Origin of the sequence: Vibrio sp. CCUG 15886 (assembly GCF_028570825.1) — a bacterium.
GTDB lineage: Bacteria > Pseudomonadota > Gammaproteobacteria > Enterobacterales > Vibrionaceae > Vibrio > Vibrio vulnificus_B.
In genome coordinates this window covers 1,285,034-1,300,032 of sequence record NZ_JAQQBT010000001.1, presented here as the reverse complement: position 1 = coordinate 1,300,032, position 14,999 = coordinate 1,285,034, and the positions used below count along the sequence as shown (strand labels likewise).

Genomic DNA, 14,999 nt, shown 5'->3' with positions numbered 1-14,999 from the left:
TTAGGGAAATTGGGGCAAATTCGTGTTACCAACGGCGTCAGTCGTGACTCTGCACGCATGACCAAAAGTATGGAAAAACTCTATATACGCGGCCAGTTTTAGTTAATCACTACAAGGTGTCTGGAATATCTTGACCAGAATAGTGGCCCTAACTGGCTTGATGTTTTAGCTTGGGTTTATCTTGGTAGGGTCATAGGGGGCGGGGTGTGTCTTGATTCTAAAAGCCGACCAGATTTCAGCGTGGTTTGATAGGTATCTACTGAAGAAAGACAAAGAGTAGACGTGATTGTGAAGCGCGAATATCGGTCTTTAGCATGATAAAAGCGAGTAGCCAAATGAAATGGTTCTCGCTTTTTTAATCAATTACCACGTTCGATTCGAGATAAAAATTACCCAGTAAACTCTTCAGAATCGGGACGATTGGTAAACTGCACACCATTTAAGAAGTCGCACAGCAACTGGTCTTCACACTGTTTGTAGTTTTTGTTGTTTGGCTTGCGGAAATACGCACCAATTTCGTATTTACTTAAACTAATACCAACCACTTCTAATACGTCCAACACATCTTCTGCTTTCATGTCTAGCGCAATACGTAGCTTCATGAGAATCATGTTGTTGGTCAACGTGACTTCTGGCTTAGGTTGCTCGCCGTCTTTTTTTCCTCGCTTGAGGTTAATAAAGCCATTTAAGAATACCGCTAACTCTTGATCCTTCATCTTAACGCAAGATTTGTCGCTTTCATCTTTTAACCAGTTTGCCACTTTATCGTGAGCCACAGTGACTTCGGCCTGCTCGAAAGCTTTCATTATCTGTGCGTTTTTAAGGTTTAACGCGTGTTGGATACGACGTAAAATTTCGTTGTTAGTCACTAGGGATTCCTAATATGAGTTCTAAGGGTGAATAAAATTCCATCAATGACATGCGATCTGTGGGTATCTTTATTCAATAGCGTAGTTGACGGTGACTCTAACAGAGAACACGTTTGTTCGGTAGGTTAAAAAATAGAAATAAGATGGCCTATTCGAACGAGTTAGCGAAGCTGGTAAGCCCCCACTTTCATAGACACTATGCTGATTAGAAGAACCTCACTGTTATTTGTGAGACAGAAGGTTACTGGCAAGGAATGGGCACTTCTGAGTTACGAAGTGCCAACTATTAAGGTTCCGGACAGTTATGAGTTAGAGAGCGTGTCAAATTATCAACTATCTGAAGATTTGAAGTAATAAAGTGGCTTGGTGTAAACGATAGCGGCAGTCACCTTTGGGGTCAAAACCTCAAACGCCACCTTGCGGTGGCGTTTGTTTTTCATTTGTCTTTCCAACTAATGATCAGTGGAAGTAAACCACCATCTCGACGTCATCGCCTTGTTGTGGCGCGTTGAGTGAAAAATGCAGATAACCCGCTTGCTCAACAGGAATCGCGAGGTATTGGTTGCTGCCAGCGTAGCGAGATGCAAACTGGTGCTGCTCTAGGGTTGGCCAATGTTCACGGCTGGCGTATAGGTTCACGTTGCCTTGGCTGTCCGAAGGGGTGAGATCGCTTAGCCAAATGCGCACTTCGCTCACGCCCTCAGGTACATACACAGCGGCGTAGCGCTGCTGGTGGACGGTCAAATGCTGTGCCTGACCTGATTGCAGCATGACTGGCGCAAGGTCATCTTGCTCTTGGGTTGGTGGTGTGGGTGCTGTGGTGTCTACTGTTGCGGTTAGGTTCACGGCTTGGTAACGACCACGACCAGTGACGCTCAGATAGTAGCGGCCCGGTTTCACGTAGCCAGAAGCGTCGGCGGCAAACTGAATTTCCTCATTACTGCCATCCACAAATTCGCTCACTTCAAAATCGTAATAGTGGGCCACTTGGTTGTAACTCATGTAGAGATCCGCATCGCCATCGCCTTCAATGGCTACGCTAAAGTGGGTGGTGTTGGCGGGCACATCCACGTAGAACAGCTTCTCACTGTAGGCTTCGCCGCTGAGGGTAATGCTCTGATTGGCCTGCAACTGCGCCACATCATCGCTAGGCTCTGTTGGCGTATCTGGGTCGGTGTCTGGGTTTTCTGGCGTCACTTCTAAGCCATCTAACCAGCGAGCAAATTCGCCGTCGTATTGTTGGCCAAGGGTTTGTACTTGCTGCGCCCACTGTTCGAACTGGCCAGAGCGCGACAAAGCCAATAGCCCCTCAACCTCTTGAGGGTGGTTTTCCAACATGAAGCGCACCGCCAAATAACCCCAGCGATAGATGCGATTGGTATCGTGCGAGTAGCTGGTGGCAAACACTTGCGAGAGGCTCATTTTCCCTTGGGCAATCAGCTCAATGGCCGCTTGGTAGCCCTGTTTGTAATGCATGTACTCAGCAAAACCTTCTAGCCACCAAACCACATAACCGTGAGCGAGGTTGTCGCTAAACGAGCCATATTGGTTAAAGCGTGCATCCAAGTAGTGGGTGTATTCGTGCTCTAGGTTCAGAATCGAGAGTTCTTCGCCATTGGCGTAGCGATAGGCGACAAAACGAGCGGTGTTGTGCTCATCGGCCGGGTTGCCTTCAAGGTACTGGCCGCCGTTGTCGGTGGTGTTGCCAAACAGAAACGCGGAGTAATCGACATAGCTGTCGTTGCTGGCAAACACTGCCACTTCCACACGTTGGTTGTGATCGTCCGCCACTGGCTGCATGCCAGTATTGGCCACTTGGTGGAAATCGGCTTCTTTGGCGGCCAACACATCACACGCTTTGGCGGCTTGTGCTGGTGTGAGATCTTGTGAACGGATGATCGCTGGGCCTTGGCATTCGTGGCGGTTAGGTAATACGCGAGCGGCGAGATCGCGCTTCGCTTGCGGCAAATCCAAACCATTTAGGGCTTCTGGGGCGAAGTAGCTGAGCATTTCCACCGCTGCAAGCCACAATTTATCGTGCTCGCTACCTAATGGATAACGAGCCATCACGCGTTGCATTACTTGTACGGCTTTCTGTTTAGTGGCTTTGTCTGGGCTGGCGATCAAGCGGCCCGTTTCGCGCAGTGCGTTAAACACCAAAAAATCGGCATCAGTATCGAGCGCCCATGCGTTGTCATTCGCGAATTTTTCCAGCGTATCGATGTGTTGAGTGTTGCTGGCAAGGTAGCGATAAAACGCATCGTTGGCGATATGGCCTGCCATTGAGCGGAACAGGTTGTTGAGGCCATCAACCCACTGAGTATTTTTCGCTGTCTCAGGGTTAAACTGTTGCAGCGCCAGCATCATGGCGTCCATGGTCAGCGGCAGTTGCTTAATGTTGTCCACCATCAGCGTGAGGCTCTTCATCGCCCCCACTTGCTCGCGCCCTTGATCAAGGGCATGAGGGTTGGCTAAAAATGCGTTGATGGTATGGGCGAATTGCTGGCCTAAGAGATCGGAAAAGGCCGCTACGTTTCCTGCGTTGTAGCGAACGTAGTAGGCAGCGCGAACGTATTCGCCTAAGTTTTCAATGGCGCGCGCTTGCTTGGCTTCGCCTTGATACGTTTGTACCGCTTGGTGCAGTGCGACTTGAACACGGCTTAAGCTTGCTTCGCTGTAGATGTTGTTCAACGTATCGGACGAGGCAGAAAACCAACCACTGTAACAGGCGTAATCTGCACTGGAGATGGCAGCGGCAAGATCGGGTGACTGCTGCAATTGGGCAACATCACATTGGGTTTGCGCAAAAGACGCACCAGAGATCGATGCGAGTAAACAAGCCAGAGCCAAACGGCGACGAGGAAAAGGAAGAAGATGAGACATAACAACACTCATTGATTAGCAAAATAATTTGAGCGGTGTGTTATATGCCTTACGCGTTATGAAATGAAACTAGTCTCATAAATTTTATGAACTCAGTTCAGAAAATAGATTTATTACTCTAATTTATAGAAATGACGGCATGAATTTTACTCGTTGAAAACGTTAATAAAAATTTAAATAAATGGAATGAAGTAACGCATACGTAGAGTCAATTTTGACTCAAAAACTCGCTTTTGCAGCGGGAAAAAGTTTGCGGTAACGTGTTTGACCAGTGAATAAGGAGTTAACGTTTGAGACAGTTTTTTATTTTACGACATGGGCAAACCCTGTTTAATGCCGAGCAAAAATTACAAGGGCACTGCAATTCACCCTTAACGGAAAAAGGTCAGCGCCAAGCATTGAGTGTGGGCCGAGTGTTGCAAGCCCATCTTGAGTCAGGCTCATATCGCGTCTATTCCAGTTCGTTGGGCCGAGCGTTGCAAACGGCAGAGATTGTTTGTCAGCAGCTAGGTTATGCGACCGACGAGATCATCGCCGATGACCGATTAAAAGAGTTTTCGTTAGGAGATTGGGAGCAAAAAACCTTGCCCGAGTTGCAAGCGACACTGCCGGATCTTCTTGATGAGGCTGATTGGTATCTACAAGCGCCCAACAGTGAGCGTTATGAGCAAGTACAACAACGTTTATCACAATGGTTGGAAACGCTGCCAGAAACAGGACGCTTTGTAGTGGTAAGCCATGGATTGACGGGCATTGTGCTGAGAGGTATGTTGCTGGGACTGGACTACCAGCAAGTATGGCAACAAGATCTGCCTCAAGATGCGTTTTTCAAGATCGAGGAGGGTCAGGTTGAACGTATTGATTGTCCACTTGTCGATCTCGAGACGTTAGTGATGCCTGCTTAGTGCGTGACACAGGTTTCGGCAACCACAAACCAGAGCCCATGGCTCTGGTTTGTGTTTTTGTACGGTGACGTTACATAGAGCAACTGAGAAGTGAGACCTTTGGCGCGGATTGAATATATTAGCGTAAGTAAATGTAAGTTAGCGTAGTCAGGCAAACTGCATTTGTTACTATCGATAGATGTATAGGTCAACAGACCCTAATGATAAGCGTCAGTATGGAATATTTTCAGGTTATGGAGTCGATTTTGAGTAAAATTCATCCCAATGAGGAGGGTTTTTACTCGCTGCATCTCGACGGGCTTAGGTTTGAGAGTGCGTTCCAACCCATCTATGACAAGACGATGGCCATTTATGGTGTCGAATGTTTGGTGAGGATTTTTGATGCGCAAGGGCATTCCATCAATCCAGGGCTCTTTTTTAGCGAACTGAGTGATCAACTCGAGCGCTTCTCGTTTGCTATTTTGGCTGCCTCGACCTTGCACGTACGAAACTTTGCCAAATCGAACTATCGCGACAAACACCTCTTTATCAACACTTCTCCGCTGCTGTTTGAAGAACTGGCCAACAATCCGAGTGCCATTGATCACCTTGTGGGAGCGCTGCATTACTATGGTCTAGCGCCCAGTCAATTGATTTATGAAATCATGGAAATGGCAGGAGACAGTGAGCGACTGGCCGTCAACGGCGTGCAAAACTTACTGAATAACCAAATCAGAACCGCGATCGATGACTTTGGCAGCCACTATTCCACCAAAGAGCGGGTTCGTATCATCCGCCCCGCGTTTGTCAAAGTGGATAAAAGCATTATTCAGGCGGGAGTGAGCCCAATGAAAAGTGCCATCGCCTGCGCGCATTCGGTTAACGCGCTAACCATCGCAGAAGGCATCGAAGATCGGCAAACCTTAAACCAGTGCATTGAGGTTGGGTTTGATTATTTCCAAGGATACTACTTGGCGCGACCGACCAAACCCATGTGAGTGCTTACTTAAAGTAAAAGCCCGCTAGGCCGCTTAGCCTAGCGGGTAAAGTTACCTACAGCTCGTAACGTAAGCCGAAGTGGTAGTAGCTTTCATCGGCATGCGCGCCACCAAAGGAAGTTTCTAGGCCGCTGTTGTTGCCGCGTTCGCCGTTGCGATCCACATAGCTGGTGTAAATGGAGGAACGAGCGGTCAGCTTGTATTGCACTTCTAAGGTGGTATCGCTCAGTTCTAGCTCGTCGCCGCCGCTGTTTTGCAATGAGCGATAACCCGCACGCAGCGCCCATTTGTCGCTAAGGTTATACACCGCCGTCAGCTCCGTCACTTTATCGGTACTGGTTTGCGCGTAGAAGCCTTGCAGTTCATCTTCAGAATAGAGCGCCCCTAGCATCACATCACCCAAGTAATAACGCGTGCCGACACCCCAAAAAGTGTAATCGGTGTCGTTGCCTTCAAGTGCGTCACCTTTGTTTTTCTGCATGGCCACCACGGGCGCTAGGCGGCCAAAGTCCCCCATGTCGATGGTGTAACGCAGCGCGGCGTTGTAGCCGTAATCGAGCTCGGAAGTGTTGTTGCCCAGAATGTAAGCGGCAGAAACATCAAGATTGCCGAACTGATTTTGGTATTGCAGTGTACCGTCTTGACGGAAAACCTGAGTGGCGGTTTTGTCCACTTTGTTGGCTTGGCGCGCCATCGATACATCGGAAGAAGCAAACACATCGCCAATGTCAGTGAACATGATCAAGCCCGACGACACACGGCCACCCGTGATACGGCCATACTCTTTGGCATCAATCCCCGCCCACACATAACGCGCAGTCAGAGCCGGTTTGTCGTTCACTTGGTTGGCGTATTCTGCCGCGCCAACTTGATACTGCGCCATGCCGATCACCGACGCATGCTCGTTAATGGTTTGCGAACCACTCAGGCCAATACGGCCATCAAATTCGCCCTTGCCATCGCCATGTGTATTGTTTTTGTTGGTGATGTTGAAGCCCAAACGAGAATAGAGATCGACCGTTGAGCCATCCTCTGCTTGATAAATTTCTGCCGCCAAAACGGTGTTAGAGATAAATGCCGCAGGAAGTAGCACAGAGAGAAGCGTTTTTTTCATTTTCATAACCTCAATGAAGTGGGAAGTTTTCCGTTTTTCAGACACAGCAGCGCCCCTTCCGATGGTTCGAAATCCTAAAAGCGGTGTCTGTAGGGCTGGGTTAAGGAGTGCGCCCTTGAGTGCTCAAAGGCGCGGCCAGTTCATTCCTATAGGGGGAAGAATGAATCAGCTTAAATCGACGTCTTTGCTGCCAAAGAAGTAGGTGGCGAGGAAGCCGACCACGTAGGAGATGAGCAGGCCAACCACGAAGACCGCCATGCCTGCGAAGATGCCGCTGTGCGATGTCATCAGTGGGATCGCCACGATACCAGAAGGGCCAAACACGGTATTCAAACCGACAGGTAAGCCAAGGTAGGAAACCAAGCCGATGAAGAAGCCGCCCGCCGCGCCACCAATACAGGCCGTCACAAACGGTTTGACGCGTGGTAGGGTGACGCCGTAAATCAGTGGCTCACCGATGCCGAGAATGCCCGGAATGATCGCCCCTTTCACTTGCGTGCGCAGTACCGCGTCTTTCTTCGCTTTGAAATACAGAGCCAGTGAAGCCCCCACTTGGCCGCCGCCCGCCATCGCCAAAATAGGGAACAGTGAGTTAAAACCTTGCGCTTCCATCAGCGCAAAATAGACAGGCACAAAGCCTTGGTGGATACCAAACACCACCGAAATCAAAAACAGACCAGCAAGAATCGCCGCGCCCAGCGGGTTGTCGTTGAGGTTCAAGAACAGCCAAGACATGCCTTTGAACAGCTCACCGCCGATAGGCATGATCACCACAAACGTGACCACACCCATGATCAGCAGCGTGACCACTGAGGTAAGAATCATGTCGAGATCATCGGGCATGTATTCACGCACTTTGCGTTCCACTTGCGCACCAATGATCGCCGCCAGCAGCACGCCGATAATGTTGCCTCGCGGGTCAATGGTGTAGCCAAAGAACTCACTCATGCCCGAGTAGATGCCAGAGGTCGCATCAGGGTTGTAGCCCAGCACAAAGAGTGACGCGAGAATCGCGCCGTTCACGCCAGAGCCACCAAAGGCTTGCTGCGCGTTGTAACCAATCAAGATGCTTAGGAAGGCAAACAGCCCTTTGCCAAACACTTTCATGTAAGCGATCAGATCGAGCATAAATTGGCTTGGGGTTTGTTCCAACACGAACATTTGCTCAAGCAGCGTAGCAAAACCAAGCAGCAAACCAGCGGCAATAAAACCGGGGATCAGCGGGGTGAAAATGGTGGCAAACTTGCTCAAAAAGCGTTGCACCGCGCTGGTCTGTTTGCTCTTCATCTGCTTTTTCTGCTCAGCGGCAACGCTGGAGAGATCGTTCGTGTCGCTGGCCATAGCCTGTTCTTGCACATCGCCATTGATGACACTTTCAATCAGCTTGTTCATCAGCTCGGCCGCTTGCTGCGCTTTGCCGGGGCCAAGGATGATTTGAAATTGCTCATCGCTTTCCACCACGCCCATGACACCGGGTATCTGCTTAATCACGGCTTGATCTGCTACGCCATTGTTGGCCAGCGTCAAGCGAAGTCGGGTCATGCAGTTGCCACATTTGCTGACATTACTGCTGCCACCCACCGCAGCCAGCAGCTGCGAGATCATTGTTTGGGTTATCTTTGCCATAACGGTCTCCTTGAAACCTCAATGGTTACTTGTCGTTCAGCGCAGCGCGGATAAAACCGTTGTGCTGTTGTAATTTTGTTTTGGCTTGCTCGGCATCCAGGCCAGAAAGAATCATTAAAATCGCGGTTTTGCAGTGGCGATCGCATGCTTTGAGCGCTTCTTCTGCTTCTTCTGCGCACACGCCAGTGGCTTCCACCACGATGTTGGTTTGGCGTTGGATCAGCTTGGCGTTGGTCGCTTCCACATCCACCATCAAGTTGCCAAACACTTTGCCACTGCGGATCATCGCGCCAGAGGTCAGCATGTTGAGCACCAGTTTTTGCGCCGTGCCTGCTTTCATGCGAGAAGAGCCTGTTACCACTTCTGGGCCCACCACCGGCAAAATGGCGATTTGCGCCGCATCGGCCATTGGGCAAACCGGATTACAGGCGATCGACACCGTCGTTGCGCCAATCAAGGTGGCGTATTCCAAACCGCCCAACACATAAGGTGTGCGTCCGCTTGCGGCAATGCCGACCACCACATCGTTGGCCGTTAGGTTGAGTGATTTGAGATCGTTTTGTGCTAGCTCTCGGTTGTCTTCGGCATTTTCCACCGCTTTTAGAATGGCGGTGTGGCCACCCGCAATCAGGCCAACCACGAGCTCTGCCGGTGTGCCGTAAGTGGGTGGGCACTCACTGGCATCAAGAATGCCTAAGCGACCTGAGGTACCTGCGCCCATGTAAATTAAACGGCCACCGTGGGCAAACGCATGCGTGATGGCATCCACCGCTTGGGCGATGTGCGGCAAAACCGCTTCTACCGCCAGCGCGACTTTCTGATCTTCTTGATTGATGACTCTGAGCATCTCGACGGTGGACAGGGTATCAATCTCTGCACTGGCTGGGTTGCGGCTTTCTGTAACCAAACGGCTTAAATCAATTTTCATGACGGACATTTCTCGATAATAGGTTTTAAACTGAGGGCGATTCTATGGAATAAAATATTCAGTTTTGGTGATAAAAATCACACTTAAGGTTATTCTTTAGGCAGATGAACTCTGGAATAATGGGTCTAAGCAAAGCGCGAAAATAATCGTAGTTGAAAGAAAAGTTGCATTTAATTAGTGGGTTGCTGCTTTCGGTTTTTATTTCTTGTTTGGAATAATTTATTTAAACTTTTTTGAGGTTTTACTGTGTCTGTTATCAATAAAATCGTCGCAAGACGAACTCAGTTGTCGCAAAGTGGCCGAGTGATTGGCGATTGGATTGTAGAAAACGCAGAAAAAGCGGCGCAATTGACCAGTCAAGAGCTGGCAGAGCAGGCACAAGTGAGCCAATCGAGTATCGTCAAGTTTACTCAGCGACTCGGCTTTAAAGGTTACAGCGCGTTTAAGCTCGCCCTGACGGAGGAAATTGGCCGCAAACAAGCGATGCAGGCCACGCCGTTGCACAGCGATATTCTGGCCGATGATCCGCTGGCGGTGATTGCGCAAAAGCTGATTAAAGCCAAAACCGACGCGATGTTTCAAACCACCAATGCGCTCTCTTATGAAGCGTGTCATCAGGCGGTGCAGTGGTTGAGTGAGGCAAGGCGCGTGCAGATCGTCGGCATTGGAGGTTCTGCGTTAACGGCGAAAGACCTCAGTTATAAGCTGCTTAAATTGGGCATCACCACCTTGGCTGAGCAAGACAGCCATGTGCAGATCGCGGTGGCGCGCACTTTGAGCGAACAAGATGTGCAAATTGCCATTTCATTCTCAGGAGAGCGCAAAGAGATCTTGGTGGCGGCCGAAGCAGCCAAAGAGCAGGGAGCGAAAGTGATTGCGCTCAGCTCACCGAAAAAAAGCCGGTTGCGCCAAATTGCCGATATGACCTTCGACACCATCGCCGATGAAACCGAGCATCGCAGCTCGGCGATTGCCTCACGCAGCGCGCAAAACGTCATCACCGATTTGCTGTTTATCATTCTGGTGCAACTGCGTGATGAGAGCGCCAGGCAGATGATCAGTGACATCTCCTCTGACATTCGGCAGATTTTGTAGCTCAGCGCCATTCATAGTGCTCACCCTGATCTAGCGGTGTATTGCTTAATAATCTTGCGAACCATCGTGCCTTGCGAAATCAGCAAGTTAGCTGCGATGGTGTGCGCCTCGCTTGCTAGACCCGACAATAACTCCTATCATGTCGCGGTTTTTCTCTTCTTTGGATGCTTTTATGCTCAAATCGTCTCTTTCGCCTTCCTCTTCCAATCTGGTTCTTAGCATTCTTGATTTGGTGTTGAACGAAGGTTCGCCTCTGGATAGAGCCTATTCTCGCCACTTCTCTGAGTTGAATTTGATCAGCGCAGAGCAAGCACGTATCACGATGGTGACCGGCGATGTGCTGCGCCGCCTCAACCTATACTGCTTTTTGGCCGATATCGATGCGTCGAACATCAGCCGCGAGAGCATGCGTCTGATTCACATTTGGCATAAATTCCACGGCTTAGCGCTGCCAAAAACCAATTACGCAGAAGCGATTGAAGACGATCTTTTCCAAGCAAAAATGGAAGAAGCCAAAGCGCAACCCGCCCTTTGGGATGGTTGTCCAGAGTGGCTTGATGTGTTGGGTGAGCGAGAGCTTGGTGAACTTTGGGCTGCAGAGCGTAGCGCACTGGCGAAACCGGCTAAGCGTTACTTGCGCGTTAACTTGCTCAAGTGTGACCGTGATGATCTCGCCAAACGTTTGAACAAAGAAGGTGTGAGCACCGTGCCTGTTGAGGGTGTGGAAAGTGCGCTGGAAGTGACGTCAAACTCGGCCCTATTTAAGACGCAATCTTTTGCCGATGGTTGGTTTGAGCAGCAAGATGCTGGCTCGCAAAAAGTCGCGGCGGCATTGGACGTCAAACCGGGCATGCGCGTGATCGATGCGTGTGCGGGCGCAGGGGGCAAAACCTTGCACTTGGCCGCGATGATGGCGGGTAAAGGCCGTTTGCTGGCGATGGATGTTGAAGAGTGGAAGCTTAACAACCTCAAAGAGCGCGCGCGTCGTGCTGGTGCACATAACGTTGAAACCCGTTTGATCACCAGCAGCAAGACCATCAAGCGTTTGAAGCTGTCGGCGGATCGCGTGTTGCTCGATGTGCCGTGTTCAGGCCTTGGCGTTCTCAAACGTAACCCAGATGCCAAATGGCGTGACACCGAAGAGCGTTTGCCAGTATTGATGGAGCTGCAAGCCCACATTTTGGCTAGCTACAGCCGTATGGTGAAAGTGGGTGGCATGTTGGTTTACGCGACGTGTTCCATCATGCCGTGTGAAAACCGTGGTCAGGTGGATGCGTTCTTAGCGGCGAACCCGCATTTCCGTTTGATCGATGATGAAAACATCACCCCAGCCAATTCCGGTTTTGATGGCTTCTACTTAGCGCGTTTAGAGCGCATCGCAGAATAACCTAGCGATTGACCCGTCATAAAAAAGCCAGAATCGATATTCTGGCTTTTTGTTTATTGGCCATGATGTTATGCAAGACCGCGACAGCAGAAAGGCTTACAGCAAGTCAGCAATGGTTTTTGCACGCTGTAGCAGCGCTTTATTGTCTGGGTCGGCGTACATGGCAGCCACCACTTGCTCCATGTCGATCTCATTGCCGACCATTTTCTTCGCCGCATCAAACGGGTAGACGCCCTTTTCAAACTCAGCCAAATCGTAACCCAGTGAGTGCAGCAGCCAAATGGCGCTCGCACCTGTGTGGTAGAACACGCCAAAGCCAAAGTCATCGCGTACTTCTTTCGCATTGGCGTAGCTTCTGGTTAGCATGCTTGGGTGGACGAAGGGAAAGTGATGTTCATCGCCAAACATTTCACGGCTGAGTAGCGTTTCCACGTAGTATGCACTGCCTTCATACAATTCTTGGCCAAGCCCCATGTGACGGACCAGTTTAGCCGCAGAAGGGTCGATGGCGATTTGTTTTTCAGTCAGCGCGACGTATTGCACCAGTTTGCCAAGCAGCTGCTCATCGGTCAGCGTGGCGGGGAGATCGCTAAACAACGCTAACGTCAGCAGTTTTAGTTCGATCAATGGTTGGTTCACTGGGTAGTTGGCCAAATCCTGAATGTAGGACGCCGGGCGCTGAAAATACGTGAACTGATATTGATGAAAGTTCTCATGAACATTGAGCCCTATGGTGCTGTTAACCGGAGAAACATCGCTGTTCATGTCGTTGTCACTCACCTGCTGCAGATAGAATTTTCCACCTTGAAACGCGTAATCAAAGTCATAGATGCCATTGCCTGCTTTGAGTTTGTCTTGAGCAAGATGCATGTTGCTGTCATCTCTATAAGCCCTTAAGTTGGCGCTCTCTACGCTGCCCAGTGGTTGCATGCTGTCTGCCAGTGTCGGCGGATTGAGAATAAAAGCGCTGATGGGGGATTCACTGGCATCAACACGCAGCAGATACTGAGGCATGGTTTTGTAATAGGTGGCGTAGTTTGGCCAGAGGCTTTGCTCGTCGATCAGCTCGTACGCTTGTGCGATTTGTTGAAACACTTGGCGATCGATCGCGCTGCTGAGGCCAGAATCGGGTTTGGTTGTCAGGCTTCCCACCTGATAAGTGGTTAATTCGGCTTCGGTCATGTAGTGCATCCCGTTAGAGGGGGCTTTCTCTAAGGTGAAGAAATAGAACTCGGACGGTTGAGCGAGCCCCATTGCTCGGTAGTAGCGAATATAGCCTTGGTGATCGGGGTGGTCTTTCGGTAAATCGGCCCCTTGTATCTCTTTGCCATCGTCATCTTCGGTTGCCCAAGAGTGAACTCCGATTTTCGCGCCCGTTTCGATGGTGCGTTGAACACCAGCAATAAACAGGTCAGTGCCCCCAGAGGCGATAAGGCCATTGCTGTTGATAAGAGAGTCCAGTCGCTTATTGCGCACTTTATAAGCCAACTCTAGATTGGCATCGTCGTTGATTGAGCCGCCAACGGTGACGTAGTTGAGTGTTTTGACCTGCGGGTTCTCTTTCATCATTCGCTCAAAGGCGGCAGGTGAGCCACTGCACACAATACCGGTCAGTTTGGCAACCGAACCTTCGACGGTGAAGGTGAGCCCTTTATCACTGCTGCCCAAATTTTCTTGGCAAACTGAGCGGTAAACGCCTTTGCTGTCAACTTGGCCTCCCGAACCTGAGTGTGAGCTGCTTCCTGAGTTGCAGCCTGCGATGACGCCGATAGACAGCGCGAGAAGAGTCAGTCGAGTGTTGTTCATTCCAGTTCCCATCCTTAATAAAACAATGTGCAATTAATTTGCTGGAATCATAACCACAATGAATGAACAAGTATTGAGATGCTTACTAGGGCTTACTTTTTGCTGCTTTTGTAAGCAATTGAAAGTGCAATTTGATGAGTATCTGAGACAAAGAAGAAAAAGAAGGAAAGTAAGGGGCGATGCCCCTTACCAAGATTAACGGAACTCCAGTGGCGAAGAGCGGTAGCTCCACATGCCAAAGGTGCGTAGTGCATCGCGGTAAATACCCAGTAGCTCACCACTGCTGGCTTGTTTGAGCTCATTCAATGGTTTGTCTGGGTAGGCCACGGTATCAAAAGTGATGTTACGCGGGCCGGTTTGCCAAGTGGCGATTTCAAACAGAGTTTGGCCACGGCGTACATGGCTGGCAGAGCTAATGATGGTGGCGTGTTTTACACCGTGACGCGCTAAGGCGTAGGCGCTGAACAAGGCATTATCCACGGTGCTGGTGGCGTAGTTTTCTTCAATAATACGATTCGCGCTAATGCCTCGTTCAATCAACCAATCGGCCATCAACTTGCCTTCGGTTTTGTGATTTTGTGGCACACCACCGGTTAAGATGATAAGCGCTTCTGGATTGGCTTTAGCCATCGCAAGCGTGGTTTCTAATCGCTCGATGAGAATATCGTGCATCGAACCATCGGGATTGAGGGCATAGCCCAAAGTGACAATGGCGTCGTTACTGCCTAACTGACGTGTGGCTTTCTCTTTAAGGGGTGTTTGAAGAATGCGATCCACCGTGGACAGAAGGCGTTGCAGATCCGCCGCTCGACCTTGGTTAAGCGCGTTCAGTGCCGTGACATGCTGCTGATACGCTTGCTCGTTGCCCTTGAATTTTTGCCATACCGCAAGGTAGGTGTGCAAATCGACATCATCGGGGGCAACGCTCAGCGCCTGTTGAAACAGTTCAATCGCTTTATCGACATTCTTGTTGTAGATCTGCGCGTTGGCGGCAGAAATTAGCAAATCGGTGCGATACGGTTCTAGCTGGTACGCTTCGAGCAATCGATCGGTGACGATTTCCATATTGCTTGGCATTTTTGCCGTGAAACCGGCATGAGATACACGTGCTGGAGACTTAAACGCCACCACGGCATCGTGCAGCAGTTGATCAACCACTTGTCGCTGAGTGACCAGCTGCGCGTATTCAACCGAAGGTTTCACTGTGGTTTGCGCGGCCCATGTACTCATCGGTACGGCAATCACACTGCACAGCGCAATGGCAAGCAGATTCTTCTTCATTTTTATTCCTTAGGCTTGCGCCAAATGTTGGGGGACAGAAGCCCTCACACTACGAAATTGCCGTGACATTACCGTGAAGTAACACGCAAAAAATTCGCCAATTTTCATTCGTTTGCTTTTTTGGAATC

The 14,999-nt window shown here is 50.0% G+C and carries 11 protein-coding genes; 4 read left to right on the top strand and 7 right to left on the bottom strand.

Annotation, left to right across the window (positions count from 1 at the left end; all coding sequences use genetic code 11):
* Positions 1-389: 389 nt before the first annotated feature.
* Both PQQ36_RS05535 and PQQ36_RS05530 read right to left on the bottom strand, forming a co-directional pair.
* Positions 390-869, bottom strand: a complete 480-nt coding sequence (locus PQQ36_RS05535; protein WP_017791368.1) for a DUF1456 family protein — start codon at positions 867-869, stop codon at positions 390-392.
* A 459-nt stretch (positions 870-1,328) separates the two neighbouring features.
* Positions 1,329-3,752, bottom strand: a complete 2,424-nt coding sequence (locus PQQ36_RS05530) for a M9 family metallopeptidase (protein WP_273660541.1) — start codon at positions 3,750-3,752, stop codon at positions 1,329-1,331.
* Between the two features lie 290 nt (positions 3,753-4,042).
* Here PQQ36_RS05530 and PQQ36_RS05525 point away from each other — a divergent pair, with 290 nt between their 5' ends.
* Both PQQ36_RS05525 and PQQ36_RS05520 read left to right on the top strand, forming a co-directional pair.
* Entirely contained in the window at positions 4,043-4,657 is a 615-nt protein-coding gene (locus tag PQQ36_RS05525) for a histidine phosphatase family protein (RefSeq protein ID WP_273660540.1), read from the top strand.
* A gap of 245 nt (positions 4,658-4,902) precedes the next feature.
* Complete coding sequence (locus PQQ36_RS05520) at positions 4,903-5,634, top strand: EAL domain-containing protein (protein WP_224656494.1); 732 nt, start codon at positions 4,903-4,905, stop codon at positions 5,632-5,634.
* Positions 5,635-5,689: 55 nt separating this feature from the next.
* Here the strand turns inward: PQQ36_RS05520 and PQQ36_RS05515 are convergent, their stop codons facing one another.
* From PQQ36_RS05515 to murQ, 3 genes are all read right to left on the bottom strand, one after another.
* Positions 5,690-6,748 carry a porin gene (locus PQQ36_RS05515; RefSeq protein WP_273660539.1) on the bottom strand — a complete coding sequence of 353 codons (1,059 nt, stop codon included), beginning with the start codon at positions 6,746-6,748 and terminating at the stop codon, positions 5,690-5,692.
* 165 nt (positions 6,749-6,913) lie between these two features.
* The gene (murP, locus tag PQQ36_RS05510; protein WP_038939288.1) at positions 6,914-8,374 is read right to left on the bottom strand and encodes a PTS N-acetylmuramic acid transporter subunit IIBC; all 1,461 of its coding nucleotides are present in this window, start codon (positions 8,372-8,374) and stop codon (positions 6,914-6,916) included.
* A gap of 25 nt (positions 8,375-8,399) precedes the next feature.
* Positions 8,400-9,302, bottom strand: a complete 903-nt coding sequence (gene murQ, locus PQQ36_RS05505) for an N-acetylmuramic acid 6-phosphate etherase (RefSeq protein ID WP_026130983.1) — start codon at positions 9,300-9,302, stop codon at positions 8,400-8,402.
* Between the two features lie 246 nt (positions 9,303-9,548).
* On the opposite strand from murQ, the gene PQQ36_RS05500 reads away from it, so the two are divergent.
* Complete coding sequence (locus PQQ36_RS05500) at positions 9,549-10,397, top strand: SIS domain-containing protein (RefSeq protein ID WP_011082036.1); 849 nt, start codon at positions 9,549-9,551, stop codon at positions 10,395-10,397.
* A gap of 172 nt (positions 10,398-10,569) precedes the next feature.
* Entirely contained in the window at positions 10,570-11,784 is a 1,215-nt protein-coding gene (locus PQQ36_RS05495; protein ID WP_103277255.1) for an RsmB/NOP family class I SAM-dependent RNA methyltransferase, read from the top strand.
* Between the two features lie 96 nt (positions 11,785-11,880).
* Here the strand turns inward: PQQ36_RS05495 and PQQ36_RS05490 are convergent, their stop codons facing one another.
* Positions 11,881-13,590, bottom strand: coding sequence for a hypothetical protein (locus PQQ36_RS05490; protein WP_273660538.1), 1,710 nt, complete (start codon positions 13,588-13,590; stop codon positions 11,881-11,883).
* Positions 13,591-13,785: 195 nt separating this feature from the next.
* Complete coding sequence (locus PQQ36_RS05485; RefSeq protein WP_430732035.1) at positions 13,786-14,820, bottom strand: ElyC/SanA/YdcF family protein; 1,035 nt, start codon at positions 14,818-14,820, stop codon at positions 13,786-13,788.
* Between the last annotated feature and the right edge of the window lie 179 nt (positions 14,821-14,999).

Excerpts from the sequence above, each read along its gene's own strand:
- PQQ36_RS05530 (WP_273660541.1), bottom strand. The coding sequence starts at position 3,752 with ATGTCTCATCTTCTTCCTTTTCCTCGTCGCCGTTTGGCTCTGGCTTGT.
- PQQ36_RS05515 (WP_273660539.1), bottom strand. The coding sequence starts at position 6,748 with ATGAAAAAAACGCTTCTCTCTGTGCTACTTCCTGCGGCATTTATCTCT.
- murP (WP_038939288.1), bottom strand. The coding sequence starts at position 8,374 with ATGGCAAAGATAACCCAAACAATGATCTCGCAGCTGCTGGCTGCGGTG.
- murQ (WP_026130983.1), bottom strand. The coding sequence starts at position 9,302 with ATGAAAATTGATTTAAGCCGTTTGGTTACAGAAAGCCGCAACCCAGCC.
- PQQ36_RS05495 (WP_103277255.1), top strand. The coding sequence starts at position 10,570 with ATGCTCAAATCGTCTCTTTCGCCTTCCTCTTCCAATCTGGTTCTTAGC.
- PQQ36_RS05490 (WP_273660538.1), bottom strand. The coding sequence starts at position 13,590 with ATGAACAACACTCGACTGACTCTTCTCGCGCTGTCTATCGGCGTCATC.
- PQQ36_RS05485 (WP_430732035.1), bottom strand. The coding sequence starts at position 14,820 with ATGAGTACATGGGCCGCGCAAACCACAGTGAAACCTTCGGTTGAATAC.